This is a genomic window from Paracoccus rhizosphaerae, from assembly GCF_026162645.1.
Lineage (GTDB): Bacteria > Pseudomonadota > Alphaproteobacteria > Rhodobacterales > Rhodobacteraceae > Paracoccus > Paracoccus rhizosphaerae.
In genome coordinates this window covers 1-24962 of sequence record NZ_JAOTBE010000050.1, presented here as the reverse complement: position 1 = coordinate 24962, position 24962 = coordinate 1, and the positions used below count along the sequence as shown (strand labels likewise).

The 24962-nt window shown below is 66.2% G+C and carries 24 protein-coding genes; 10 read left to right on the top strand and 14 right to left on the bottom strand.

The features are described from left to right. Positions 1 to 623 precede the first annotated feature (623 nt). The gene (gene tig, locus OC184_RS14985) at positions 624 to 1958 is read right to left on the bottom strand and encodes a trigger factor (protein WP_265507990.1); all 1335 of its coding nucleotides are present in this window, start codon (positions 1956 to 1958) and stop codon (positions 624 to 626) included. 161 nt (positions 1959 to 2119) lie between these two features. Here tig and selD point away from each other — a divergent pair, with 161 nt between their 5' ends. Then, positions 2120 to 3184 (top strand): selenide, water dikinase SelD, encoded by a 1065-nt coding sequence (selD, locus tag OC184_RS14980; protein ID WP_265507989.1) that lies wholly within the window; start codon positions 2120 to 2122, stop codon positions 3182 to 3184. On the opposite strand, the gene OC184_RS14975 is transcribed toward selD, so the two are convergent. From OC184_RS14975 to OC184_RS14960, 4 genes are all read right to left on the bottom strand, one after another. Next, positions 3181 to 3684 carry a phosphatase PAP2 family protein gene (locus tag OC184_RS14975; protein ID WP_265507988.1) on the bottom strand — a complete coding sequence of 168 codons (504 nt, stop codon included), beginning with the start codon at positions 3682 to 3684 and terminating at the stop codon, positions 3181 to 3183. The two genes, selD and OC184_RS14975, sit on opposite strands and share 4 nt — an antisense overlap. Before the next feature lie 3 nt (positions 3685 to 3687). Continuing rightward, positions 3688 to 4095, bottom strand: a complete 408-nt coding sequence (locus OC184_RS14970; protein ID WP_265507987.1) for a c-type cytochrome — start codon at positions 4093 to 4095, stop codon at positions 3688 to 3690. A gap of 62 nt (positions 4096 to 4157) precedes the next feature. Next, positions 4158 to 4826 (bottom strand): ABC transporter ATP-binding protein, encoded by a 669-nt coding sequence (locus tag OC184_RS14965; RefSeq protein WP_265507986.1) that lies wholly within the window; start codon positions 4824 to 4826, stop codon positions 4158 to 4160. Beyond that, the gene (locus OC184_RS14960; protein ID WP_265507985.1) at positions 4819 to 6114 is read right to left on the bottom strand and encodes a lipoprotein-releasing ABC transporter permease subunit; all 1296 of its coding nucleotides are present in this window, start codon (positions 6112 to 6114) and stop codon (positions 4819 to 4821) included. The genes OC184_RS14965 and OC184_RS14960 overlap by 8 nt, the downstream gene beginning before the upstream one ends. Positions 6115 to 6255: 141 nt before the next feature. Between OC184_RS14960 and radA the strand changes: the two genes are divergently transcribed. From radA to purF, 3 genes are all read left to right on the top strand, one after another. Beyond that, positions 6256 to 7620, top strand: a complete 1365-nt coding sequence (gene radA, locus OC184_RS14955) for a DNA repair protein RadA (RefSeq protein ID WP_265507984.1) — start codon at positions 6256 to 6258, stop codon at positions 7618 to 7620. A gap of 41 nt (positions 7621 to 7661) precedes the next feature. Next, positions 7662 to 8252: a CvpA family protein gene (locus OC184_RS14950; protein ID WP_265507983.1), complete on the top strand. Its 591-nt coding sequence runs from the start codon at positions 7662 to 7664 to the stop codon at positions 8250 to 8252. A 128-nt stretch (positions 8253 to 8380) separates the two neighbouring features. Then, positions 8381 to 9871, top strand: coding sequence for an amidophosphoribosyltransferase (gene purF / locus OC184_RS14945; protein ID WP_265507982.1), 1491 nt, complete (start codon positions 8381 to 8383; stop codon positions 9869 to 9871). Between the two features lie 50 nt (positions 9872 to 9921). On the opposite strand, the gene OC184_RS14940 is transcribed toward purF, so the two are convergent. From OC184_RS14940 to cobU, 9 genes are all read right to left on the bottom strand, one after another. Next, positions 9922 to 10371, bottom strand: a complete 450-nt coding sequence (locus OC184_RS14940) for an NUDIX hydrolase (protein WP_265507981.1) — start codon at positions 10369 to 10371, stop codon at positions 9922 to 9924. Further along, positions 10368 to 11402, bottom strand: coding sequence for a 5-(carboxyamino)imidazole ribonucleotide synthase (locus OC184_RS14935; protein WP_265507980.1), 1035 nt, complete (start codon positions 11400 to 11402; stop codon positions 10368 to 10370). Before OC184_RS14935 ends, OC184_RS14940 begins: the two co-directional genes overlap by 4 nt. After that, positions 11395 to 11880, bottom strand: a complete 486-nt coding sequence (purE, locus tag OC184_RS14930; RefSeq protein ID WP_265507979.1) for a 5-(carboxyamino)imidazole ribonucleotide mutase — start codon at positions 11878 to 11880, stop codon at positions 11395 to 11397. Before purE ends, OC184_RS14935 begins: the two co-directional genes overlap by 8 nt. 68 nt (positions 11881 to 11948) lie before the next feature. Further along, on the bottom strand, positions 11949 to 12149 hold the full coding sequence (locus OC184_RS14925) for a YdcH family protein (protein ID WP_265507978.1): 201 nt from the start codon (positions 12147 to 12149) through the stop codon (positions 11949 to 11951). 144 nt (positions 12150 to 12293) lie between these two features. After that, entirely contained in the window at positions 12294 to 14090 is a 1797-nt protein-coding gene (locus OC184_RS14920) for a TRAP transporter large permease (protein ID WP_265507977.1), read from the bottom strand. Further along, the gene (locus tag OC184_RS14915; protein WP_265507976.1) at positions 14087 to 14716 is read right to left on the bottom strand and encodes a TRAP transporter small permease subunit; all 630 of its coding nucleotides are present in this window, start codon (positions 14714 to 14716) and stop codon (positions 14087 to 14089) included. Before OC184_RS14915 ends, OC184_RS14920 begins: the two co-directional genes overlap by 4 nt. Positions 14717 to 14845: 129 nt before the next feature. After that, a complete protein-coding gene (locus tag OC184_RS14910) occupies positions 14846 to 15565 on the bottom strand; it encodes an adenosylcobinamide-GDP ribazoletransferase (protein WP_265507975.1) in 720 nt (239 codons plus the stop codon). Beyond that, a complete protein-coding gene (gene cobT / locus OC184_RS14905) occupies positions 15558 to 16511 on the bottom strand; it encodes a nicotinate-nucleotide--dimethylbenzimidazole phosphoribosyltransferase (protein WP_265507974.1) in 954 nt (317 codons plus the stop codon). The genes OC184_RS14910 and cobT overlap by 8 nt, the downstream gene beginning before the upstream one ends. Next, on the bottom strand, positions 16498 to 17028 hold the full coding sequence (gene cobU, locus OC184_RS14900; protein WP_265507973.1) for a bifunctional adenosylcobinamide kinase/adenosylcobinamide-phosphate guanylyltransferase: 531 nt from the start codon (positions 17026 to 17028) through the stop codon (positions 16498 to 16500). Before cobU ends, cobT begins: the two co-directional genes overlap by 14 nt. A 128-nt stretch (positions 17029 to 17156) precedes the next feature. Between cobU and OC184_RS14895 the strand changes: the two genes are divergently transcribed. From OC184_RS14895 to OC184_RS14870, 6 genes are all read left to right on the top strand, one after another. After that, entirely contained in the window at positions 17157 to 18758 is a 1602-nt protein-coding gene (locus OC184_RS14895; RefSeq protein ID WP_265507972.1) for a peptide ABC transporter substrate-binding protein, read from the top strand. Positions 18759 to 18839: 81 nt separating this feature from the next. Next, positions 18840 to 19763, top strand: a complete 924-nt coding sequence (gene oppB / locus OC184_RS14890; protein ID WP_265507971.1) for an oligopeptide ABC transporter permease OppB — start codon at positions 18840 to 18842, stop codon at positions 19761 to 19763. 3 nt (positions 19764 to 19766) lie between these two features. Beyond that, the gene (locus OC184_RS14885; RefSeq protein ID WP_378926648.1) at positions 19767 to 20693 is read left to right on the top strand and encodes an ABC transporter permease subunit; all 927 of its coding nucleotides are present in this window, start codon (positions 19767 to 19769) and stop codon (positions 20691 to 20693) included. Position 20694: 1 nt separating this feature from the next. Further along, on the top strand, positions 20695 to 21798 hold the full coding sequence (locus OC184_RS14880; RefSeq protein WP_265507970.1) for an oligopeptide/dipeptide ABC transporter ATP-binding protein: 1104 nt from the start codon (positions 20695 to 20697) through the stop codon (positions 21796 to 21798). After that, the gene (locus OC184_RS14875) at positions 21795 to 22817 is read left to right on the top strand and encodes an oligopeptide/dipeptide ABC transporter ATP-binding protein (RefSeq protein ID WP_265507969.1); all 1023 of its coding nucleotides are present in this window, start codon (positions 21795 to 21797) and stop codon (positions 22815 to 22817) included. Before OC184_RS14880 ends, OC184_RS14875 begins: the two co-directional genes overlap by 4 nt. 1 nt (position 22818) lies before the next feature. Beyond that, positions 22819 to 24666: an ABC transporter ATP-binding protein gene (locus OC184_RS14870; RefSeq protein ID WP_265507968.1), complete on the top strand. Its 1848-nt coding sequence runs from the start codon at positions 22819 to 22821 to the stop codon at positions 24664 to 24666. Positions 24667 to 24962: the final 296 nt, after the last annotated feature.

Here is a 24962-nt window from a genome sequence, read left to right as displayed (position 1 = left end):
CCGACAGGCTAAGACGCGTGGTCATGCCACAAGGGTCAGACGTCGCGCACCACCCCGCCATCGGCCCTGGCCGGGGCCGGTGACGGGGCCAGTTTAGCAGAACGGAGATACAGAAGGGTCAAGCTCGGCGCTGTTGATGGAAGCTGCCGATCACTTTGATAAGCCATCTCTGGAATGTCGGGTGGAACGGTCGCCATTCGAGAAATGCTGCCACTTTAGCGGAACGGTTGTCCTCTACCCGCTGCCCACCGCCTCCCCCTTGGCCGCCGGCAATCCACGACCTTGATGATCCAGCGAGCTTCGGGTTTGTAAATTGCAGGTGGGGCCGTCTAGCCGATGCCGATTGCACTCGTCGTCTTACAACGGTTCGTTGCTGGCGGTCCGCGTGGGGCAAAGGTCAGCCGTGGTCGCCTAAGCCGTCACGTCCCAGGGTCTAGGTCGACCAGCACGTCATGGGTACATGATCGTGGCTCAACCGCGATTGATCAGCTGGCCGCTGAGCGCCGATCACCTGCCGAGTGGATGTCTCGACACCCGGCCCGTTCCAAGGGCGAGGGTCTCTGCGGCTATGAAAAAGGCCGCGCCTTGTGAAGGCGCGGCCCGTGATGAGGATCCGGATGGGATCAGAGTTCGTCGAGAGCCTCGACGGCCTTCTCGAGCTCTTCCTTGGTGACGGTCTTCTCCTCGACCTTCGCCTGCTCGGCGATCAGGTCGACGACCTTGTCCTCGAAGATCGGTGCGCGCAGTTGCTGCTGAGCGCCCTGGTTCTGCTGGATGAACTCGAAGAACTGACGTTCCTGACCGGGATACTGACGCGCGGCGCGCAGCACCGCTTGAGTCATTTCCTGGTCGGTGACGGTCACTTCGGCCTTCTGGCCGATCTCGGCCAGCAGCAGGCCGAGGCGGACGCGACGCTCGGCCAGGGTCTTGTGCTCTTCGGTCGGCTCGATCGAGCCGTGGTTGTGGTCGTGAACCTCGGGGTTCTCCTCGTGCCACAGCTGGTGGGCGATCTGCTGCGCTTCAGCTTCGACCAGCGACTGCGGCAGGTCGAACTTGACCTTCTGGTCCAGCTGGTCCAGCAGCGACCGCTTCATCACGGCGCGGGCGGCACCGGCGTATTCGGCCTCAAGACGTTCGGTGATCTGCTTCTTCAATGCGTCCAGGTCTTCGGCGCCGAACTTCTTGGCCAATTCGTCGTCGATCTCGGCTTCCTTCGGAGCCTTCACGGCCTTGACCTTACATTCGAAGGTCGCGTCCTTGCCGGCCAGGTGCGGGGCCCCGTATTCCTCGGGGAACTTGACCTCGACCTTCAGTTCGTCATCGGCCTTGGCGCCGACCAGCTGATCCTCGAAGCCGGGGATGAAGCTGTTCGAACCCAGGACCAGCGGATAGTCCTCGGCCTCACCGCCCTCGAACGCCTCGCCGTCGACAAAGCCCTTGAAGTCGATCACGACCTGATCGCCCTCCTTGGACTTGCTGCCCTTGCGACGATCCTCGAAGGACTGCGACGACTTTGCCAGGTTCTGCAGCGCCTCAGTGACGGCGGCTTCCTCGGCGGGAACGGTCAGCTTTTCCAGCGACAGGCTGGTCAGGTCGACTTCGGGGATGGCGGGCAGCGTCTCGTAGGTCACGTTGACCACGACGTCGTCGCCTTCCTTCCAGCCTTCACCGTTTTCTATTTCGACCTTGGGCTGGGTCGCCGGACGGTCGCCCGAGCCTTCCAGGTGCTCGCGAAGGGCGGTGTCGATGCTGTCCTGCATGGTCTCGCCCAGGATGCGCGGGCCGAACTGCTTCTTCAGCATCGCCATCGGCACCTTGCCCTTGCGGAAGCCCTTCATCTCGACTTCGGGCTGAGCCTCTTTCAGCTTGGCATCGACTGCGGCGGCCAGGTCGGCGGCGGGCAGCGTAAACTGATACCCGCGCTTCAGACCGTCGTTCTGCGTTTCCTTGACCTGCATCTTACCCTCATAGACAGAAGGGCCGCCGATCCGCGGCGGCCTGTAAATTTGCGCCGTTCTAGTCATGTGCAGCCGGGCCTGCAAGCAGATTGCCGCGGCCGGCGCTGGAACATCGCCACCGCCCTGCGCTATGATTTGCGCCCAAGGAACAGGAGAAGCCGATGACCGCCCCGCTGGATGCCGCCGAACCCCGTCTGACGTCGCTGGCCCACGGGGGCGGATGCGGATGCAAGATCGCGCCCGGCGTGCTGTCGGGCCTGCTGCGGGGCAGCGCGGCCCTGCCCGTTCCGCCCGAGCTGCTAGTCGGGATAGAGACGTCGGACGACGCGGCGGTCTATCGACTGAACGAGCGGCAGGCACTGGTTGCAACGACCGATTTCTTCATGCCGGTTGTGGACGACCCCTACGACTTCGGCCGCATCGCCGCAACGAACGCGATCAGCGACGTTTATGCCATGGGCGCGACACCGGTCCTGGCGCTGGCGGTGGTGGGGATGCCCATCAACGCGATCTCGCATGACACCATTGCCCGCATCCTCGATGGAGGCGCCTCGATCTGCCGCGAGGCGGGCATTCCGATCGCTGGCGGCCACACGATCGACTCGGTCGAGCCAATTTATGGCCTTGTGGCGCTTGGGCTGGTCGATCCTGCGCGGTTGAAGCGGAATGCCGATGCGCGGCCGGGCGACCTTCTGGTGCTGGGGAAGCCGCTCGGCGTGGGGGTCATGTCGGCGGCGCTGAAGAAGGGCGCGCTGTCCCCCGAGGGTTACACCCGGATGATCGACGTCACCACCCGGCTGAACCGCCCCGGCCCCGACCTTGCGGCCATCGACGGGGTGCATGCGCTGACTGATGTCACCGGTTTCGGCCTTGGCGGCCACGCACTTGAGATGGCGCGGGGGTCGGGCTGCGACCTGATGATCGATTGGCGGGCGGTGCCCCGGCTGGACGGGATCGAGGGACTGATTGCCGATGGCCATGTCACCGGCGCCTCGGCGCGCAACTGGGCCAGCTATGGTGACGGCATCGCCCTGCCCCAAGGTTTTACGGATGCCGACCGCGCTCTGCTGACCGACCCGCAGACCAGCGGCGGCCTGCTGGTCGCCTGCGCGCCCGATGCGTTGGCACAGGTGCAGGCGGCCTTCGCCGCCCACGGCTTCGACCGGGCGGCGGTCATCGGAGAGGTCGCAGGCAACGCCACGGCGCCGCGCGTCTTGCTGCGCTAGAACCTTAGCCCGAAGCTGATCTCGGCACCGTTCGACCCGATGCCGAAGCTGGCGGCCCCGAAGCCGATGCCGATCAGCGCCCCGCTGAGGGCCTGTTCGGCCGTATGCTCGCCCGCATGGACGCGGCTGACGGCAGTCAGGCCGGCGGCGCCATAGGCAAGGGCGCCGAGGCCCGGATCCTCGCGCCAGCATTTCCCCGCCAGGTCGGCGGCCCCAAAGCCCGCGGCTGCCGAATGGCCCGACGGAAAGCCCCGCCCCTCTCCGGACGGGCGCTGGCCAAGGGCACTGCCGTCGAAGAGCGTCTTCAGGCCCAGCACCACGACGGCCTGCACCACACCGCGAACCGCGAAATCCTCAAACCGGTCCTGATCCGCCGCGCAGACCGCGGCGGCCAGCGGCAGGCCGTATTTCATGGTCGTGCCGAAACGCTCGAACGTGTCGGCCGCGGCCGGTGCGGCCATTCCAGCGGCCACCGCCACCGGCAACAGGATGTGCCGCATGACCTATTGCTGCAGCGTCTGGATGTAGTCGGCCAGCGCGACAAGCCGCGCCGGCGTCGCGACGCGCTGCCCCGACCCGTCGTCATACATGACGACCGGCCCATCGCGGAGTGCTTCGAACACAGGCATGTGCGATTCGCTGCGGCCCATCGTATAGCCCACCAGCTGACCCATCACGCGGGTCTTCGGGAAGACGCCGCCGTTCTGGGATGCCAGCACCGTCAGGTCCGCTGGTGCCGGCTGCATCCCGACCGCCGCAGGGCCGTTGCCCCGACCAGATGGTCCGTGGCACGCGGCGCAATAGGTCGCGTAATCCAGCGCCGCGCCCGTCTTCTCCGGCTCGGGCGCGCAGGCTGCCACCAGACCCGCCAGCCCCAGCCCCGTCATTCCCGCCACAATCACTGCCCGCATTCTTGCCCCCTTCGGTTGCTTGTCCCGCGCAAGATGCATGGGCGCATCGCCATGCGCAATGATCAGGCGACGCTCGAGAGCCTGACGATGCGGTCCATCCTCTCGGCCAGCGCATGGTTGTGCGTCGCGATCAGCGCTGAAAGCCCGGTGTCGCGCACCAGCGACACCAGGACATCGAAGACGCGGTCCGAAGTCTCAGGGTCAAGGTTGCCCGTCGGTTCATCCGCCAGCAGCAGCGACGGTGCGTTTGCCAGGGCGCGGCAGAAGGCGACCCGCTGCTGTTCGCCTCCCGACATCTGCGCGGGCCGGTGGTCGGCCCGGTGCGACAGCCCGACCCGCTCCAGAAGTTCGGCCGCGCGCGCCTGCGCGTCCCGCGCTGACACGCCGTTGGCCAGCTGCGGCAGAACGATGTTCTCGGCCGCGCTGAACTCTGGCAGCAGGTGGTGGAACTGATAGACGAAGCCCAAATCCTGGCGTCGCGCTTCGGTCCGGGCGCGGTCCGGCAGGCCGGTCATGTCACGATCCGACAGCCAGACGCGGCCCTCGTCCGGCGTATCCAGAAGCCCCGCGATATGCAGCAGCGTCGACTTGCCCGCCCCGGAGGGCGCGACAAGAGCCACGATCTCTCCGCGCGCGACAGTCAGGTCCAGCCCGGACAATACGCGAACCGGCGCAGGCCCCGCCCGGTCATAGGTCTTGCCGACGCCCTCAAGCCGCAGCACGTCATTCATAGCGAAGGGCCTCCACCGGGTTCATCCGCGCGGCGCGGCGCGCGGGAAAGATCGTGACGATGAAGGACAGCGTCAGCGACAGCGCAACGGCGCGGAAGATGTCCCAGGCCCGTAGGTCAGCGGGCAATCGATAGATGCCGCGAACCTCTGGCTGCCACGCCCCTCCGCCGGTCAGCGCGTTCAGCCCCGCCATGATGTTGTCGACGTTCAGCGCCAGAAGGACGCCCAGACCGACGCCGGCCAGCGTGCCGATGATGCCGGTGAACGCCCCGCAGAGGAAGAACACCCGCAGCACCGACCCTTCTGTCAGGCCCATCGTGCGCAGGATGCCGATGTCGCGGCCCTTGTTCTTGACCAGCATGATCAGCCCGCTGGTGATGTTCATAGACGCGATGAGGACCAGCACGGACAGGATCACGAACATCACGTCGTCCTCCATGTCCAGCGCCGATAGAAACGCCCCTGAACTGTCGCGCCAGGTCCAGACCTGCGCACCTTGGCCCGCCGCCTGCATCAACGGCAGCGTCCAGTCGTCCACGCGCTCCGGGTCGTCGACAAAGACCTCGATCTCGTCGACGACGCCCTCGCGGTTGAAATAGCTCTGCGCCTCGGCCAGCGGCATGTAGATACGGGTCCGGTCGATGTCGTAGCGGCCGGCGGTGAAGATATAGGTCACCTCATACGCGTTGACGCGCGGCGTGGTTCCGAAGGCCGTACGCGCCCCTTCCGGCGCGATCAGCCGGATACGGTCGCCGACCGTCACGCCCAATTCACGCGCAATGCCCGATCCGATGGCGATGCCATCGTCGAAGCGCGCAAGATCACCGACCGAGGTGTCGGGGTTCACGATGCGGGGCATCTCCTCCAGATCCTCCAGCGCGATGCCATAGACTTCGGCCACGTTCGAGGCGTCATTGGCGCTGGCCATGACCTGGCCCTTGACGACCGCCGCCGTGCCGGTGACGCCCGGAACCTGGGCCAGCTGCGCCGCGACCGCCTGATGATCGCTGATGCGGCCCGGCACGACATAGACGTCGTCCGTGAATTCGTTCGTGATCCGCTGCGGCGACATGTAGACGGTCGTATGCGCGTTCGCGCCCAGGATCGTGTCCACGAACTCGGCCCGGAAGCCCGCCCTGACCGCCAGCGTCGCGATCAGCGCCATGACGCCAAGCGCGATGCCGATCAGGCTGATCCAGGTCATGACGCTGACACCGCCCTCGGCCCGCCGTGCGCGGAGGTAGCGCCAGGCGATCATGAATTCAAAACGCGAAAAGGCCGTCGCCATGCTTGCCGCCCCTGAAGTGATCCGCGCGGACCCTGCCGCCGCGGCCCGCGAAGATCAAGCCGACATTGCCGTGAGCGCAGGGCTTCTTCTTTGCGCAAATACCCTTCTTGCGGTGAGCACGTCGCAGTGCCACATGGGGGCATGCCAAAGCCCACAACCGCCTTCACCTGCACCGCCTGCGGCGCCGCTCATAAGAAATGGGCCGGGCGCTGCGACGCCTGCGGCGCCTGGAATACCATTATCGAAGAGGCGCCCCTGTCTCAGGGCCCCGGCCGTGGCCTCGGCGCCGCCAAAGGTCGCGCCGTCCCGCTGTCGGGCCTGTCGACCAGCGAACCGCCGCCGCCCCGCAGCCTCTCGGGGATGGAAGAACTTGACCGCGTCCTGGGCGGCGGACTGGTGCCCGGCTCGGCATTGCTGGTCGGCGGTGATCCCGGCATCGGCAAGTCCACGCTGCTTCTGCAGGCGGCCGCCGCTTTCTCGCGCCGGGACTTGAACGCGATCTATTTCTCGGGCGAGGAAGCCAGCGCCCAGGTCAGGATGCGGGCGCAGCGGCTTGGTCTGGCCGATGCGCCGATGCGGCTTGGCGCCGAGACGAACCTGCGCGACATCCTGACGACGCTGGACGCCGAACGCCCCGACGTCGCGGTGATCGATTCCATCCAGACGCTCTGGTCCGATACGGTCGAGGCCGCACCCGGCAGTGTCGCGCAGGTCCGCGCCGCGGCGCACGAGCTTGTGACCTTTGCCAAGTCGCGCGGCGTGGCCGTCATCCTGGTCGGCCACGTCACCAAGGAGGGCCAGATCGCCGGCCCCCGCGTCGTCGAGCACATGGTCGACACCGTCCTTTATTTCGAGGGCGAGCGCGGCCACCAGTTCCGCATCCTGCGCAGCGTCAAGAACCGCTTCGGCCCCTCGGGCGAGATCGGCGTGTTCGAGATGACGGGCGCGGGCCTGGCCGAGGTCGCCAATCCTTCGGCGCTGTTCCTGTCCGAACGTGGCCAGCCGATCGCCGGCAGCGCGGTCTTTGCCGGCATCGAGGGCACGCGCCCCGTCCTGACCGAGGTCCAAGCGCTGGTCGCCCCCTCGACCCTGGCCAGCCCGCGCCGGACGGTCGTCGGCCTCGACAGCGGGCGGGTCAGCACCATCCTGGCCGTGCTCGAGGCACGGTGCGGCATCCCGTTTGCGGGTCTCGACGTATTCCTGAATGTTGCTGGCGGCATGAAGGTGGCCGAACCCGCCGCCGACCTGGCCATCGCCGGGGCGCTTCTTTCCGCGCGCGAGGACAACCCCCTGCCCCCCGAAGCCGTGCTTTTCGGAGAGATCAGCCTGTCAGGTGCACTCCGTCCGGTCGCTCAGGCAGAAAACAGGTTGAAAGAGGCGCAGAAACTTGGTTTTTCACAGGCAATATTGCCCGACGCTTCCAAGGTCGAGGGCCAGGCCGGAATGTCGCTCAGGCGCATCACGGACCTGACGGGTTTCGTGGGCGAGGTCTTCGGCGCCGGCTGAGTCGCCTGAAATGCAAGAAGAACCGGCGCGAGGGGCGTTACATGGACGGATTCACGATTATCGATGCGGTGGTGGCGGCTGTCATCATCCTGTCGGCGATACTGGCGTGGTCGCGGGGGTTCGTGCGCGAATCGCTGGCGATCCTGGGCTGGATCGCGGCGGCCATCCTGGCCTTCCTGTTCGCGCCGGCCGTGCGGCCGATGATCGCCCAGTTGCCGGTCCTGGACCGCTTCATGGGCGACAGCTGCGAGTTGGCCACCATTGCGGGCTTCGCGGTGGTCTTCGCGCTGGCCCTGGTGGTCTTCTCGATCATCACGCCGCTCTTTTCCTCGGTCGTCCAGCGATCCGCCCTTGGCGGCGTCGACCAGGGGATGGGCTTCATCTTCGGGGTGGCGCGGGGCATCCTTCTGGTTGCCATCGCCTTCATCGTCTATGACCGTGTGATGACAAGCCAGCAGGTCGCCATGGTCGAGAACTCGCGCTCGGCGCAGGTGTTCGAGCGGATGCGCACCCAGATGGATGAACAAATTCCTGCCGACGCGCCGGGCTGGATCGTCAGCCGCTACGAACAGATGGTGCGGGCCTGCACCGCCACCGGCGCGGCCGTGACGCCCGAGGCCCCTGCCGACTGAGGCGCCGCTTTTTCCCATTGCGACAGCACCGTGACGAAAAACGCCCCCGCAGCCACTGCGGGGGCGTGACTTTGCGGGCCGGGCGCACTACATAGCCGGCGACAGCCCCCAGCCATCAGGACGTGCCGATGCAACCCTTCCTGGCCCATCCGTTTGATTCGGACCGACTGCACGAGGAATGCGGGATCTTCGGAGCGATCGGCGTAGCCGATGCCTCGAACTTCGTCGCGCTCGGGCTTCATGCCCTGCAGCATCGCGGTCAGGAGGCGGGCGGGATCGTCACCCACGACCCCGAGCACGGCTTCAACAGCGCCCATCGCTTCGGCTATGTCCGCGACAACTTCACCAAGCCGGAACTGATGGCGACCCTGCCGGGGCCACTGGCCATCGGCCACGTGCGCTACTCGACCGCCGGGACCAAGGCCAACACCGCCATCCGCGACGTGCAGCCCTTCTTCGGCGAATTCCACATGGGCGGCTGCGCGATCGCCCATAACGGCAACATCACCAACGCCGCCGCCCTTCGGCGCGAACTGATCGAGCGGGGGTCCATCTTCCAGTCGTCGTCCGACAGCGAATGCATCATTCACCTCATGGCGCGGTCCATCCAGCGCAACATCCCCGAACGGATGAAGGATGCGCTGCGCCGGATCGAGGGTGCCTTCAGCGTCATTGCCATGACCCGGACCAAGCTGATCGGCGTGCGCGACCCCCTCGGCGTCCGGCCCCTGGTGCTGGGCCGCGTGGGCGAGGAAGGCTATGTCCTGGCATCCGAGACTTGCGCGCTGGACATCATCGGCGCCGAGTTCCTGCGCGAGGTCGAGCCCGGAGAGATGGTGGTCATTTCCAAGGGGCAGATCGAAAGCTCGCGCCCCTTCGGGCCGTCGACAGGGCGGTTCTGCATTTTCGAGCACGTCTATTTCTCGCGCCCCGATTCGATCATCGGCGGGCGGTCGGTCTATGAGACGCGCCGCCAGATCGGTGTCGAACTGGCCCGCGAAGCCCCGGTCGAGGCCGACCTTGTTTGCCCCGTCCCCGACAGCGGCACACCGGCGGCCATCGGTTTTGCGCAGGAATCGGGCATTCCCTATGGCATGGGGATCATCCGCAACCAGTACATGGGCCGGACCTTCATCGAACCCACCGACCAGATCCGCAACATGGGTGTCCGGCTGAAGCTGAACGTGAACCGCGCGCTGATCGCGGGCAAACGCGTGGTGCTGGTCGACGACAGCGTGGTGCGCGGCACGACCAGCCGCAAGATCAAGGACATGATCCTGGACGCCGGCGCGGCCGAGGTGCATTTCCGCATCGCGTCGCCCCCCACCGCCTGGCCCTGCTTCTATGGCGTGGACACACCCGACCGCGACAAGCTGCTGGCGGCGAACATGTCCCCCGAGGAGATGCGCGACTGGATTGGCGTGGACAGCCTGTCCTTCGTGTCGCTGGACGGCCTTTACCGCGCGGTGGGCGAGGCCGAGGGCCGCAACTCCAAGTGCCCGCAATACTGCGACGCCTGCTTCTCAGGCGACTATCCGGTGGCGCCCTTCGACCAGCTGGAACGCGGCTTCCGCATGAAGGCCGGATCGGAAACGGCGGTCAAGCAAGCTGCCGAGTGAATACTGCCGTGACGGCCGGGGCTGCGCCCTTCGGTCGTCACGCTGCCCGCTCAGGGCACGATCAATTCCAGCGGATCATAGTACGCGCTGCTGTCTGACCAGATCGCGCCCGCAAGGCTGTCAGGCTTGTGCCGCAGCCGCACCAGTTCGTCCCGCGAAACCCAAAGTGCGCGATTCACCACACCTTCCGGATCGTCCAGCGCGCAGAGCGTCCCGTCGACCGGCGCAGCCCGGAACAGCAGGTCGACCTGATGAAATCCGCGTGCAGGGTCGTGGAACTCGTTGACCAGAAAGAGTTCTCCGATGCGGATTGCCAGCCCCGTCTCCTCCGCGACCTCTCGGGCTAGGTTGTCGTGCAGCGACTGGCCTGTATTCACCCCGCCGCCGGGCAGGCACCACAGGTCCGACATCTGGCCTGGATAGGCGTTGACCATCAGGACGCGGTCCCGGTGCAGTATGGCCGCGCGCACCGCAAGACGCGGCCGCGCCGGCACGATCATCCAACGATCCGGTTGACGTGGCCCATCTTGCGCCCCGGCCTTGCCTCGCCCTTGCCATAGAGGTGCAGTTGTACGCCGGAGCTTGCCATCAGTTGCGGAACGCGAGCGATGTCGTCGCCGATCAGATTCTCCATCACGACATCCGCATAGCGCTTGCCATCCCCAAGTGGCAGGCCCGCCACCGCGCGGATGTGCTGCTCGAATTGGTCGACGGCGCACCCCGCCTGCGTCCAATGCCCCGAATTGTGGACCCGCGGCGCGATCTCGTTGACGATCAGGCCGTCCGGCGTGACGAACAGTTCGACCCCCAGGACGCCGACATAGTCGAGCGCGTTGGCGATCCGCGCCGCGACCAGAACCGCGTCGGTCGTCGCCTTGCCAGGAAGTCCGCAGGGCACGGTCGTGGTGCGCAGGATGCCGCTTTCATGGACGTTCAGGCCGGGATCGAAGGCCGAAACCTGTCCGTCGGCGCCACGCGCGATGATGACGCTGATCTCGGCTGAGAAGTTCACGAACCCCTCGAGAACCGAGGGCGCGCCGGTCCACTCCGCCGGCCCGTCCCCGATGCGCACCTGCCCTTTGCCGTCATAGCCCATGCGGCGGGTCTTGAGGATCGAGGGGCGCCCGATCGCCTCGATCGCCTCGGGCAGCGCGGCTTCGTCGGGAACATCGGCGAACGGTGCGGTCGCCAGCCCGATTTCGTTCAGGAATGTCTTCTCGGTCAGCCTGTCCTGCGACACGGCCAGCGCCCGGCGGCTTGGCCGGATCGGGCGCAGACTTTCCAGCAGGTCCAGCGCCGAGGTCGGCACGTTCTCGAACTCATAGGTGATGACGTCGACGCTTTCCGCAAAGGCGCGCAACGCATCCTCGTCCTCGTAGGAAGCCGTCGTCACATGCCAGGCGACATCGCCAGCAGGCGCGGCGCCGGGTTCAAAGATATGGCAGCGCAGGCCAAGGCGGCTTGCCGCGACCGACAGCATGCGGCCCAGCTGGCCGCCGCCCAGGATGCCGATGGTGCGGATCTCAGTCATCGGACGGCTCCTCGGGGATGGAGGCGGACAGCGCCGAACGCCAGTCGTCGAGGCGCTGCGCAAGTACGTCGTCCGAGATGGCAAGGATGCCCGCTGCCATCAGCCCGGCATTCGCCGCGCCGGCAGATCCGATGGCCATGGTGGCGACCGGATAGCCCTTCGGCATCTGCAGGATCGAATAAAGCGAGTCGACCCCAGACAGGGCCCGCGTCTGGACCGGCACGCCGATGACGGGGACGCGCGTCTTCGACGCCATCATGCCCGGCAGGTGTGCCGCCCCGCCGGCCCCGGCTATGATCACCTTCAGACCACGCGACACGGCCGTATTGCCATAGTCCCACAGCCGGTCAGGGGTACGGTGGGCGCTGACGATGCGCGCCTCGTACCCGATGCCCAGTTCATCCAGGATGGCGGCCGCTTCCCGCATGGTCGGCCAGTCGGACTGGCTGCCCATGATGATCCCTACCGGTCTGTCCATCGCGTCCGTCGTCCCCCGTGGCTGTCCATGCGCGCGTCTCGCATAACGCGACCTCGCCCCGCCCGCAATCAGGCGATGATGTCGGGGGTCAGTTCATCCTCAAGCCGGGCGATGCGGTCCTTGAGCACCAGCTTTTGCTTCTTCAGCCGCTGAAGCGCGAGGGACGAAGTCAGTTGATCGTCCTGCATGGCCGCGATCGCCTCGTCCAGTTGCCGATGTTCGACCCTCAGGGCGTCAAGGCGGGCGCGAGAGATGTCGTCTGAACTCATCGAATGCTGCATGATCTTCGGCTTGCTTTGGCAAATGGCGGGGCTTCTGAATCTATAGCGCCAGTCCGCCACCGTGTTAACAGGATCATTCGAGGATCGGCGATATGGCAATGCAAAAAGGGGCCACTGTGGCCCCTTTCCGTGTCAGTTGTTCGTCAGGCCCGGCGGCGGCCCACCGAGGCCCAGACCCATCCCGTCGGACGGCGCCGGTGCCGGGGCAGCATCGGCCGGGGCCTCGGGCGCAGCGGGTGTCGGCTGTGGCGCGAAGGGCGATCCCCCCAGCCCGCCCAGGCCACCAAAGCCGCCGCCCGGGTTGTCGCCGCCCAATCCGCCGCCACCCATCGGGATCTGGATCTGGATGTTCGAGGTATCCACGACCGGACCCTTGTAGTGCATGACCATGCCCGGGAAGACGATCACGGCAGCGATCATCAGGATCTGCAGGCCTACGAAAGGCGCCGCGCCGCGATAGATGTCCAGTGTCCGGATCGGGTCCATCATGCGCCCGGTGACCTTGTCGCGGTAGGGCTTTTGTGGCGCCACCGACCGCAGGTAGAACAGCGCGAACCCGACCGGCGGCGTCAGGAAGGACGTCTGCATCGTCACCGCCAGGATCACCCCGAACCAGACCAGGTCGATTTCGAGCGCCGTCGCGGCGGGCACCAGCAGCGGCACGATCACGAAGGCCAGCTCGAAGAAGTCGAGGAAGAAGGCCAGGAAGAAGATGATGGCGCAGACCGCGATCAAGAAGCCGTATTCGCCGCCGGGCAGCGCCGTCAGCAGGTCGCGCACCCAGACATGGCCGTTGATCGAGTAGTAGGTCAGCGAAAAGACCGTCGCGCCGATCAGGATGAACATCACGAAGGCGGACAGCCGCACCGTCGACAGCAGCGCCTGGTTCACGACATCGAAGCTCAGCCGCCGCTTGATGCCTGCCAGGATCAGAGCGCCCATCGCCCCCATGGCCCCACCCTCGGTCGGGGTGGCGATGCCCAGGAAGATGGTGCCCAGCACCAGGAAGACCAGTGCCAGCGGCGGGATCATGACGATGATCACCTCTCGGGTCATCGGCGACATCAGGTTCAGCTTCAGCCCCCGGTCGATCATCGCCAGCATCAGCATGATCAGCACGGTCAGTGCGCCGGCCCAGATGGCGCTGTCGTCGCCGACCGACGCCGCCAGCCAACGCTCTGTCAGCCAGAAGATGCCGACGGCGGCGACCACCGCCAGCAGCAGCGAGATCCCGCCCGAGCCGAGCGGGCGAGCCTCGATCGGCAGCGCCGGCATCGAGCGCGGACGCAGTACCGACAGGACCAGGACATAGATCATGTAGATGCCGGTCAGCGCCAACGCAGGCACCATTGCGGCGGTGTACATATCCCCGACCGAGCGGCCCAGCTGGTCCGCGAGCACGATCAGCACCAGCGACGGCGGGATGATCTGCGCCAGCGTCCCCGACGCCGTGATGACCCCCGCCGCCAGCCGCTTGTCATAGCCATAGCGCATCATGATCGGCAGCGAGATCAGCCCCATCGAGATCACCGACGCCGCGACCACCCCGGTCGTCGCCGCCAGCAGCGCGCCCACCAGGATCACCGCATAGGCCAGGCCGCCGCGGACCGGCCCGAACAGCTGGCCGATGGTGTCCAGCAACTCCTCCGCCATGCGCGACCGTTCAAGGACGATGCCCATGAAGGTGAAGAACGGAATGGCCAGCAGCGTGTCGTTGCGCATGACACCGAAGACCCGGTCGCCAAGCGCACCGAGCAGGTTCCAGCCCAGGTTCACCTGGTCCGACAGCGGCGTCAGGAAGACGCCGAAGAAGAAGAACAGCAGGCCGTTGGCCGCCAGCGCAAAGGCGATCGGATAGCCGAACAGCAGGAAAACGACCATCGAGAAGAACATGATGGGCGCAAGATTGTGGGCGATAAGGTCGATCACGCGCGATTCTCCGGATCCGGGCGGCGAAGGTCATCCACCGGGTCCTGTTCAAAGCCGGGGGTCATCAGGGCCGCCTCTCTGTGGCCAGCCTCGTGGGGTTCGGCGTGGCTGACGGGGTCCGGGATGATGCCGCGCATCACGGCGATCTTCTTGATCAGCTCGGAGATGCCCTGCACGAACAGCAGCGTGAAGCCGGCCGCCAGGATCGCCCGCGCCGGCCACAGCGGCAGGCCGCCCGCGTTCATCGAGATCTCTCCGTTGGACCAGGCGCGCATGAAGGCGGGCCAGGTCAGGTAGAGCATGATCGAGGTGAAGGGCAGCAGGAACAGAAGCGTGCCGATCAGGTCGATCCAGTGCTGCACCCGCCGCGACCAGCGGCCATAGATGATGTCGATGCGGATATGTTCGTTCGTCAGCAGCGTATAGGCCGCCGCCAGCATGAACGCGCCACCATAGAGGTACCACTGCAGCTCGAGCCACGCATTCGAGGAGATGCTGAACACCTTGCGGACCACGGCATTGACCGAACTGACGACGATCGCCAGAAGGATCAGCCATGCGACGCCGCGGCCGATGACGGTGTTGACGCGGTCGATCCCGCGCGACAGGGCCAGAAGGCCGCCCATGGTAATCCCCTCCCTCAAGGCGCGGCCCGCCCCCTCCGGGCGGGCGACCGGTTTGCCCGGTCCTTCTGCGCACGCTGGCGGTATGGGGCATTGCAACCCACGCGGTCAAGCCGTTCCCATCGGCTGACGCTAGGTCAGAAGCGCAAGCGCAACCAGTGCCGCGGTTTCGGACAGAAGTGTCGCGGCCCCCAGCACGTCGCCCGTCTGCCCGCCGAGAAGCCGGGCTGCGCGGCGCCACACGAAGCCGCCTGCCGCAGCCGCGGCCAGCGCCGCAGCCAGCGCCTGCGCCGGGCCGGTGAACAGTGTCGCGGCGATGATGCAGATCATCCCGGCGGCGGTCACATCGCCGCGCGAAGGTTGTCCCGCGCCCTGTGCCAGACCGTCCTGCCGCGCCAGGGGAAGCGCCCGCATCAGCACCACCGGCGCGACCCGCGCCAGCGCGACCGCAGCCACAAGCTGGGACGGCGTCAGGACGCCAAGGGACAGGATGCGCAGCACCGTGATGCAGATCAGCGCCATGGCGCCAAAGCTGCCGATGGTGGAGTCTCGCATGATCCGCAGCCTGTCAGCCAGATCGCGGCCGCCGCCTGCATCGGCGAAGTCCGCGAGCGCATCCTCGTGCAGCGCACCGGTCAGCCAGGTCAGCAGCGAAATCGACAGCGCCGCCGGCAGAAGACCTGGCCCGGTCAGCCAGAGCGGCAGAGACGCCAGCACTCCAAGGACGATGCCAGCGATGGGAAAGGCCCAGGCAGCATCGGACAGCGGCAACACCCGCGGCGGCAGGAAGCGCCCCACCGGCAGCCGGCTGAGGAAAACCAGCGCCAGCAGGACGTGGTGCCACCTAGCCAATGCCTGCCTCGGCGAAGGTGGCCATGCCGTTGTGGCATTCCAGGGCTGCCCTCAGGACCATCAGGGCCACGGCGGCGCCAGACCCCTCGCCCAGCCGCATGTCCAGTGACAGCACCGGCGCCATGTTCAGGGCCGCAATCAGGCGGCGGTGCCCCCGCTCGGCGCTTTCGTGGCCGATCAGGCAATGTGCCAGCGCCTCGGGGTCGTCGCGGGTCAGCACAGCGGCTGCGGCCGTGCAAATGAACCCGTCCAGCAGCACCGGGATGCGAAGCTCTCGCGCCCGGCGGATCGCCCCGCAGATCGCCGCCTGTTCGCGGCCGCCGAAAGCGGCCAGCGTGTCCACCGTTCCGACCGGCTGGTGACGCGCCAGCCCCTCGGCGACGACACGGATCTTCGCCGCCAGCATGTCGGCGGCGGCACCCGTGCCCTGGCCGACCCAGTCCTCGGCCGGGCCACCGAAGATCGCAGCCGCCAGCGCCGCCGAGGTCGTCGAGTTGCCGATCCCCATCTCTCCCAGCAGGAGGACCTGGGCTTTGGAATCGACAGCCGCGGCACCCTTGGTCATGGCCTCGATGACCTCGTCCTGGGTCATGGCCAGGCCTTGGGTGAAGTCCGCCGTCGGTCGATCCAGGTCGAGGGCGATGACCGACAGGTCGGCACCGGCGGCGCGGCAGAGCTGGTTGATTGCCGCGCCGCCAGCGTCAAAATTGCGGACCATGGCGGCCGTCACTTCGGGCGGGAAAGGCGTGATGCCCTGCGCGGCGACACCGTGGTTTCCCGCGAACACCAGCGCCTGCGCGCGGTCCAGGCGCGGGCGGCCGGTCCCCTGCCAGCCCGCCATGAACACTGCCAGATCCTCGAGCCGCCCGAGCGATCCCGGCGGCTTCGTCAGCTGCGCCTGCCGCGCGCGCGCCGCTTCCGCGGCCTGTTCGTCAAAGTCCCTCATTCATCGCCTCTCGGGACGGTTTCAGACGCAGCGGCTGGCCGCTGACCGCCATCCAGACCTCATGAGCGGCGGCCGCGACGGCCTGATTCATTCGGCCGTGGTCGTCGCGGAACCTTCGGGCCAGCGCATTGTCAGGCACGATCCCCTGCCCAAGCTCATTCGTCACAAGGACAACAGGACAGGATTGTTGACGTAACGTCGCGACCAGCGCTTTGGGATCGGCGTTTCCCATGCAGTTCGACAGCCACAGGGTCAGGCAATCGACCAACCGGACGCCCTGTCCATCGGTGTCCCGCAGGGCGCGGGCAAGGTCCACCGGCTCTTCCACCGTTTTCCAACCCTCGCCGCGATCCCGTTGATGTTGCAAGATTCTGTCGCGCATCTCACCGTCGCGCGCCTCGGCCGTGGCGATGTAGATGCGGGGCCCGGGGTGTCGCAGGACCAGCCGCTCGGCCAGCGCCGATTTGCCGGACCGGGCGCCGCCGGTCACAAGAATGATCTGTCCGTCTGCCATCATGGGCGCCTGTTTTCCACAAGGCGGGCCGCTTGGGAAGCGTCATTCGCGGGGTTGCCCATCGTGCAAGTTTGCGTAACCTCGCCCAACTCCGGCGCAGAAGGCGCCGTCCACAACCTGAAGGAGCCAGGATGACCCGCTTTCTTGCATCCACTGCCCTTGCCGCCTTGCTGGCCTTTCCCGCCCACGCCGTCCAGCCGGCCGAGGGCGAGACGCTGGCCGAAAACCAGACCTACACCTACTGGCTGCTGGACGCGATCAAGTCCCTGGACCCGGCCAAGAACACCGACGTCGAGGGTTCGGACGCGCTGCGCCAACTGTTCGAGGGCCTGCTGATCGAGGATGCCCAGGGCAACATGATCCCCGGCGTGGCCGAGAGCCATGAGGTCAGCGAAGACGGCCTGACCTACACGTTCCATCTGCGCGACGCCAACTGGTCGAACGGCGACCCTGTCACCGCGGGCGACTTCGTCTATGCCTGGCAGCGCGTGGTCAAGCCAGAGACGGCGTCGGAATACGCCTGGTACATGGAGCTGATGAACATCGCGAACGCCAGCGAGATCATCGCCGGCGAGATGGAGCCGGACCAGCTGGGCGTGCGCGCCATCGACGACAAGACACTGGAAGTGACGCTGACCGAGCCCACGCCCTATTTCCTCAGCACGCTGTCGCACACCACCGCCTATCCCGTGCCGCAGTCGGTCGTGGAAGAGCATGGTGACGCCTGGGTCCAGCCCGAGAACATCGTCGGCAATGGCGCCTATACCCTGGCGAGCCACAACCTGGGCGTTGACATTGTGTTCGAGAAGAACCCGGAATACTGGGACGCCGACAACGTCATCATGCAGACGGTCCGCGGCGTCACGGTGAACGACAACAATGTCGCCCTGACCCGATATCAGGCCGGCGAACTGGACCGCGTCCAGATCCCCGCGGGCCAGTATCCGCGCCTGGAACAGGAATCGCCCGAGGAGGCGACCTCTGTCCCTTACGGCTGCTCCTACGCCTATATCTTCAACCTGTCCGAGAAGGGTCCCGAGGTCCTCAAGGACAATCGCGTCCGCGAGGCGATGGCCCTGTCGCTGAACCGCGACGTGATCGTCGACCAGATCCTGCAGGGTGGACAAGAGCCCGCCTATACCTGGGTCCACTGGGCCATCAACGGCTTTGCCGCGCCCGAAGGCGGCATGGCCGAGATGACGCAGGAAGAGCGCAACGAGCGCGCGCGCGAATTGCTGGCCGAGGCCGGCTATGGCCCTGACAACCCCGTGCGCCTGTCGCTGCAGTACAACACCGACGAGAACCACCGCCTGCTGGCGATTGCCGCGCAGCAGTTCTGGCGGCCCCTGGGCATCGAGATCGAGCTGAACAACGTCGAGTGGAAGGTCCATACCGACCGCCTGCAGAATCAGGACTTCGAGGTGGCGCGCTATGCCTGGTGCGCCGACTACAACGAGGCCTCGACCTTCCTCGACTGGTTCCGCACCGACGGCTACAACAGCGGCAAGTGGTCGAACGAGGAATATGACCAGCTTCTGGCCCAGGCCGCGACGGCCGATGACACGACGCCCATCTATCAGCGGGCCGAGGCAATCCTGGACGAGGAGAACCCCGCCGTCTTCGTGTATCACTATGCCAAGGTCGACATGATCAACCCGGCGATCAAGGGCCTCCCGCGCGAGAACCTGCGCAACACCTGGTACGCCAAGGATATTTATCGCACCGCCGAGTAAGCGGCATCCGCGACATGGTCCGGCCGGGGCAGGATTTCCGCCCCGGCCGTTCATTTTGAACCCTCAGGAAAGGCCCTGGCTTTGTTCGCATTCGTCTTGCGACGACTGGCGGTGGCGATCCCCACGCTGCTTTTGCTGATCGTCTTCTCCTTCACGCTGATGCACCTGGCACCCGGCGGCCCGTTCACGGGCGAACGCGCCCTGCCCCCGCAGGTGCTGGCTAATCTCGAGGCGCAGTACGGCCTCAATGACCCCTTGTGGCTGCAGATCTGGAACTACCTGGTCGGCATCGTCCTGCATTTCGACTTCGGGCCCAGCTTTGTCTATCCCGACCGCACGGTGAACCAGCTGATCGCCGCCGGCTTCCCGGTGACGCTGACCTATGGCGCGCTGTCCTTCGCGGCCGCCGTGATCTTCGGCGTCTCGCTTGGCGCCATCGCGGCGATCCGTCACAACAGCTGGGTCGATTACCTGGCGGTGGGCGTGTCCATCGGGGCGCAGGTGCTGCCGAACTTCGTCATGGCACCGCTGCTGGTGTTGGTCTTCACGCTCTGGTACGGGCTTCTGCCCGGCGGGGGGTGGAGCTTCGACGACCCGTCCTTCTGGATCATGCCGGTGATCGCGCTGGCCACCAGCTATATGGCATCGATCGCGCGCATCACCCGGTCGTCCATGCTGGAGGTGCTTGGCTCGAACCACATCCGCACCGCCCGCGCCAAGGGGATGCCCGAACATCGCGTGATCCTGCGCCACGCCCTGAAGCCAGCGATGCTGCCGGTCATCAGCTATCTGGGTCCGGTCTTCGTGTCGATGATCACCGGATCGGTGGTGATCGACATCTATTTCTCGACCGGGGGGATCGGGAAGGCCTTCGTGGACAGTGCCTTGAACCGCGACTATGCCGTGATGATGGGCGTCACCATCCTGGTGGGCGCGCTGACCATCCTCTTCAACCTCATCGTCGACGTGCTCTATGCATGGATCGACCCCAAGATCAGGTACTAGGTCATGGTCATCGATCAATCAAAGATGCAGTCCCTGTCTGACCGGCTGGTGCAGGACGAGGTCAAGGGCCGCAGCCCATGGGCCGACGCGCGCCGTCGCTTCTGGAAGAACAAGGCGGCCATGACCGGCTTGACGATCCTGGTGCTGGTGGTGATCTTCGCGATCATCGGCGGCCGGTTCGCGCAATGGTCGAACGAGGAGCTGGATTTCAGCGTCATGGGCCAGGTGGCGCAGATGGGCCAGCCCTCGTTGGAGAACGGGCACTATTTCGGCACCGACAACCTGGGGCGCGACCTCTATGCCCGCGTCGTTCAGGGTACGCAGGTCAGCCTGATGGTGGGCGTGGTCGGCGCGGCCATCGCGGTTGTCGTCGGCACGCTCTACGGCGCGACGGCGGGCTATGTCGGCGGGCGCACCGACCAGCTGATGATGCGGACGGTCGATATTCTGATGTCGATCCCCTACATGTTCGTCCTGATCCTGCTTCTGGTGATGTTCGGCCGGTCCATGTCGATGCTGTTCCTGGGCATCGGCCTGATCAGCTGGCTGGACATGAGCCGCATCGTCCGCGGCCAGACCCTTTCCCTGAAGAACCGCGAATTCATCGAGGCCGCGCGCGCCACCGGCGTTCCCGCCTGGCGGATCATCATCCGCCATATCGTGCCGAACCTGCTGGGCGTCGTCGCCGTCTATGCGACGCTTCTGGTGCCGCTGATGATCCTGACCGAAAGCTTCATCAGCTTTTTGGGCCTGGGGGTCCAGGAACCGCTGACCAGCTGGGGGGCGCTGATCTCGGAAGGCGCGGGCACGATGAACTATGGCACGCTGTGGCAGCTTTTGTTCCCGCTGTTCTTCTTCGTCATCACCCTGTTCGGGTTCTTCTTCGTGGGCGATGGCCTGCGCGATGCCCTTGACCCGAAGGAGCGCTGACATGGCCCTTCTCGAACTTCGAGACCTCTCGGTCCGCTTCCAGACCAACGATGCCGAGGTCCGCGCCGTCAACGACGTCAACCTGACCGTCGAGGCCGGAGAGACTCTGGGCATCGTCGGCGAATCCGGCAGCGGAAAATCGCAGCTGTCCTTCGCGATCATGGGCCTTCTGGCGCGCAACGGTCGCGCCAGCGGCCGGGTGATCTTCGACGGGCAGAACATCCTGAACGCCCCGCCCAAGGTCCTGAACCGCATCCGGGCTGAACAGATCGCAATGATCTTTCAGGACCCGATGACGTCGCTGAACCCTTATATGCGGGTTTCGGACCAGATGGCCGAGGTGCTAACCCTGCACAAGGGCCTGTCCAAGCGCGATGCGGTCGCGCAGGCCGTTCAGATGCTGGACGCGGTCAAAATCCCCGATGCCAAGGGGCGCGTGCGCCTTTACCCGCACGAGTTTAGCGGCGGGATGCGCCAGCGCGTGATGATCGCCATGGCGCTTCTATGCCGGCCCAAGCTTCTGATCGCGGACGAGCCGACGACGGCGCTGGATGTGACCGTCCAGGCGCAGATCATGCAGCTTCTGTCGGACCTGCAGCGCGACTTCGGTATGGCGATGATGCTGATCACCCATGACCTCGGCGTGGTGGCGGGATCCTGCGAGCGCGTCGCGGTCATGTATGGCGGGCGCATCCGCGAAACCGGCCCGGTTGGCGCCATCTTTGCGGAACCCACACTGCCCTACACCCAGGGCCTTCTGGACGCGATCCCGCGCGTCGATCAGGACGACGAGGAATTGCGAGCCATCCCAGGCCAGCCGCCCAACATGTCGCGCCCGCCCTCGGGCTGCGCCTTCCAGCCGCGGTGCCCCTATCGCCGCGATGTCTGCGCGACGATCGACCCGCCGCTGGAGGCCTTTGCACCCGGTCGCGCCCGGGCCTGTCACGCCCCGGTCCCCGAAGTGCTGGGGCGGATGACCCGTGCCGCACCCGAACCAGACCAACCCGCCGCCCATCCAAACGAAGCCGTGCCGCAACCCATCCCGCGCGGCGCAGTCGCCGGGGCGGGCGCTGCCGGAACCACCAGCACAACGGAGGGACAATGAGCGATCTTCTGAACGTACGCGACCTGCGCGTGACCTTCCCCATCCGGCGCGAGGGCGCCCTTCCCTGGTCCAAGCCGCAGCCGCTGCAGGCCGTGGCCGGCGTCGACTTCACCCTGCGGCCCGGAGAGACGCTTGGCGTGGTGGGCGAGTCGGGTTGCGGGAAGTCCACCCTGGCCCGCGCGCTGATCGGGCTTGTTCCGGCCACGGGGCTGGCCCGGTGGAACGACGGGCAGGACCTGCTGGCGATGACGCCACGCCAGATGATGGCCTATCGCAGCGATATCCAGATGGTCTTCCAGGACCCGCTGGCCAGCCTGAACCCGCGCATGACCGTGGGCCAGATCATCGCCGAACCTCTGACCACTCACCGCCCCAAGCTTGGCCGCGCCGAAGTCAAGGACCGGGTGCGCGCGATGATGGAGAAGGTCGGCCTGCTGTCGAACCAGATCAACCGCTATCCCCATGAATTCAGCGGCGGCCAGTGCCAGCGTATCGGCATCGCCCGCGCCCTCATCGTCGAGCCGCGGCTGATCATCTGCGATGAGCCGGTCAGCGCGCTCGACGTGTCCATCCAGGCGCAAGTCATCAACCTGCTGATCCGCCTGCAGAAGGACCTGGGCCTGTCGCTGATCTTCATTGCGCATGACCTGTCGGTGGTGAAACATATCAGCGACCGCGTGATGGTCCTGTATCTGGGCAGGGTAATGGAGACCGCATCCTCGGACGACCTCTATGGCAATCCCCAGCACCCCTATACGCAGGCGCTGCTGTCGGCGGTTCCCGTACCGGACCCCACGATCGAGACGTCGAAGACAATCGTGCCGCTGGCGGGTGACCTGCCCTCGCCCATGAACCCGCCCTCGGGCTGCGTCTTCCGCACCCGCTGCCCGCGCGCGCAAGCGCGCTGCGCGGCCGAGGTGCCAGAGCTGCTGGGCGGTGACCATGGCATTGCCTGCCACTTCCCCGGCCATCTGACCGAAACCGAGATCGCCCACGCCCGCCGCACCGAGGCCGCCTGACATGCCGCCCGACGCGCCGTCAGCCAATTTCTCGGCGCGTTGGGCCGCCCTGAAGAACATCCCCCCGTTCCTGTCAATGGTCTGGCGGGCCAGCCCCGGCCTGACGATGGCGATGGTGGCGCTGCGTCTGGCCCGCGCGCTGATGCCGGTTGCGATGCTGTGGGTCGGCAAGCTGATCATCGACCGGGTGGTGGCGCTGTCGGCATCAGGCGGCCCGGATACGCTGGCGGGCTGGTGGGACAGCGGCCTGGCGCATCCGCTGATCGGCCTCGTGCTGCTGGAGTTGGCGCTGGCGGTGGCGCAGGACATCCTGGGGCGGCTGGTCAGCTATACCGACGCGCTTTTGCAGGAAAAGCTGGTCATCGACATCTCGATCCGGCTGATGGACCACGCGGCGGGGCTGGACCTTGCCAGCTTTGAAGACGCGTCATTCCAGGACCGGCTGGACCGCGCGCGCCGCCAGACGATGGGGCGCATCCCGTTGCTGAACCAGATCATGCAGCAGCTGCAGGACGTCGTCACTGTTCTCAGCTTTGCTGTGGGCCTGTTGGTCTACAACCCTTGGCTGGTCGTGCTGCTGGCCTTGGCGCTGATCCCGTCGCTGTTCGGAGAGATGCATTTCAACGCCCGGACCTATGCCCTGAACCACGCCCGCGCAGCCGACCGGCGCGAGCGCGACTATCTGCGCATGATTGCCGCCACCGCCGAGACCGCGAAAGAGGTCAAGATCTTCGGCCTGTCGCCCTGGCTGCGCGACCGCTATCTGACGCTCGCCCGCCGCTTCTACGTTGAGAATCGCGCCATCCAGCGCCGGCAGCTTTCGGTCATGGCGCTGCTGACGGCGCTTGGGACGCTGGCCTATTACGGCGCGTTCCTGTGGATCGTCGCCCGCACCCTGACGGGGCAGCTGTCCATCGGCGACCTGACCTTTCTGTCTGGCAGCTTCCTGCGCCTTCGCGGGCTGCTGGAGGGGTTGCTGTCCAGCTTCTCCAGCATGGCGGGCCAGGCCATGTTCCTGGACGACCTGTTCGATTTCTTCACCGCCACCCCGGCCATCGCCTCACCCACCGAGCCCCTGCCGATCCCGCAGCCCATCGTGCAGGGCTTTCGGTTCGAGGACGTGGGCTTCCGCTATCCGGGGCGCGAGGATTGGGCCGTTCGCGGCATGACGCTTGACCTGCGAGCGGGCGAGACGGTGGCGCTGGTGGGCGAGAACGGCGCCGGCAAGACCACCATCGTCAAGCTGCTGGCGCGGCTCTATGACCCGGATGAAGGGCGCATCACGCTGGATGGGCGGGACCTGCGGGACTATGACCTCGACCAGCTGAGGGCGACGGTGGGGGTGATCTTCCAGGATTTCGTCCGCTATGCCGTCACGGCCGCGGAAAACATCGCCATCGGCCGGATTGAGGCGCGGGACGACCGGCCCCGCATCGTATCCTCAGCTGAACGGGCGCTGGCGGATCAGGTGATCGCCAAGCTGCCGCAGGGCTACGACCAGATGGTCGGGAAACGCTTCGCGCGCGGTTTGGACTTGTCGGGAGGCGAATGGCAAAAGCTGGCCATCGCTCGGGCCTATATGCGTGACGCGCAGCTTCTGGTGCTGGACGAACCCACAGCCGCGCTGGACGCCCGCGCCGAATTCGAGGTGTTCCAGCGCTTCCGCGACCTGACCCAAGGCCGAACCGCGCTGCTGATATCCCACCGCTTCTCGAGCGTTCGAATGGCCGACCGGATCATCGTGCTTGAAGGAGGGCGCGTGCAGGACCAGGGCAGCCACGAGGAACTGGTGGCGCGGCCCGGACGCTATGCCGAACTGTTCGAACTTCAGGCGCAAGGATATCGGTGAAGGATGGTACCGCTTCCCCGGCTCGAACGGGGACCTCTAGATCCACAATCGTCTCTGGCCCACTTTCTTTGTCTCTTACACTCTTTCGTAACGCGGCAGAACGCAGCCACTACAGCGCGTTACGACTTGAATGGGGATTTATCGTCTCCCCTAGTGTTGGCCTGTCATCCTCTACATAGATGGGGTGATTGCAGCAGCGCAGCTCTGGCCTCACGCTTCTGCTCTCTTCATCATGGAGGAAGTCATGGAATACTATGCCGGACTCGATGTGTCACTGAAGGAAACAGCGATCTGCG

Excerpts from the sequence above, each read along its gene's own strand:
- tig (WP_265507990.1), bottom strand. The coding sequence starts at position 1,958 with ATGCAGGTCAAGGAAACGCAGAACGACGGTCTGAAGCGCGGGTATCAG.
- selD (WP_265507989.1), top strand. The coding sequence starts at position 2,120 with ATGACCGCCCCGCTGGATGCCGCCGAACCCCGTCTGACGTCGCTGGCC.
- OC184_RS14975 (WP_265507988.1), bottom strand. The coding sequence starts at position 3,684 with ATGCGGCACATCCTGTTGCCGGTGGCGGTGGCCGCTGGAATGGCCGCA.
- OC184_RS14970 (WP_265507987.1), bottom strand. The coding sequence starts at position 4,095 with ATGCGGGCAGTGATTGTGGCGGGAATGACGGGGCTGGGGCTGGCGGGT.
- OC184_RS14965 (WP_265507986.1), bottom strand. The coding sequence starts at position 4,826 with ATGAATGACGTGCTGCGGCTTGAGGGCGTCGGCAAGACCTATGACCGG.
- OC184_RS14960 (WP_265507985.1), bottom strand. The coding sequence starts at position 6,114 with ATGGCGACGGCCTTTTCGCGTTTTGAATTCATGATCGCCTGGCGCTAC.
- radA (WP_265507984.1), top strand. The coding sequence starts at position 6,256 with ATGCCAAAGCCCACAACCGCCTTCACCTGCACCGCCTGCGGCGCCGCT.
- OC184_RS14950 (WP_265507983.1), top strand. The coding sequence starts at position 7,662 with ATGGACGGATTCACGATTATCGATGCGGTGGTGGCGGCTGTCATCATC.
- purF (WP_265507982.1), top strand. The coding sequence starts at position 8,381 with ATGCAACCCTTCCTGGCCCATCCGTTTGATTCGGACCGACTGCACGAG.
- OC184_RS14940 (WP_265507981.1), bottom strand. The coding sequence starts at position 10,371 with ATGATCGTGCCGGCGCGGCCGCGTCTTGCGGTGCGCGCGGCCATACTG.
- OC184_RS14935 (WP_265507980.1), bottom strand. The coding sequence starts at position 11,402 with ATGACTGAGATCCGCACCATCGGCATCCTGGGCGGCGGCCAGCTGGGC.
- purE (WP_265507979.1), bottom strand. The coding sequence starts at position 11,880 with ATGGACAGACCGGTAGGGATCATCATGGGCAGCCAGTCCGACTGGCCG.
- OC184_RS14925 (WP_265507978.1), bottom strand. The coding sequence starts at position 12,149 with ATGAGTTCAGACGACATCTCTCGCGCCCGCCTTGACGCCCTGAGGGTC.
- OC184_RS14915 (WP_265507976.1), bottom strand. The coding sequence starts at position 14,716 with ATGGGCGGCCTTCTGGCCCTGTCGCGCGGGATCGACCGCGTCAACACC.
- cobT (WP_265507974.1), bottom strand. The coding sequence starts at position 16,511 with ATGAGGGACTTTGACGAACAGGCCGCGGAAGCGGCGCGCGCGCGGCAG.
- cobU (WP_265507973.1), bottom strand. The coding sequence starts at position 17,028 with ATGATGGCAGACGGACAGATCATTCTTGTGACCGGCGGCGCCCGGTCC.
- OC184_RS14895 (WP_265507972.1), top strand. The coding sequence starts at position 17,157 with ATGACCCGCTTTCTTGCATCCACTGCCCTTGCCGCCTTGCTGGCCTTT.
- OC184_RS14885 (WP_378926648.1), top strand. The coding sequence starts at position 19,767 with ATGGTCATCGATCAATCAAAGATGCAGTCCCTGTCTGACCGGCTGGTG.
- OC184_RS14880 (WP_265507970.1), top strand. The coding sequence starts at position 20,695 with ATGGCCCTTCTCGAACTTCGAGACCTCTCGGTCCGCTTCCAGACCAAC.
- OC184_RS14875 (WP_265507969.1), top strand. The coding sequence starts at position 21,795 with ATGAGCGATCTTCTGAACGTACGCGACCTGCGCGTGACCTTCCCCATC.
- OC184_RS14870 (WP_265507968.1), top strand. The coding sequence starts at position 22,819 with ATGCCGCCCGACGCGCCGTCAGCCAATTTCTCGGCGCGTTGGGCCGCC.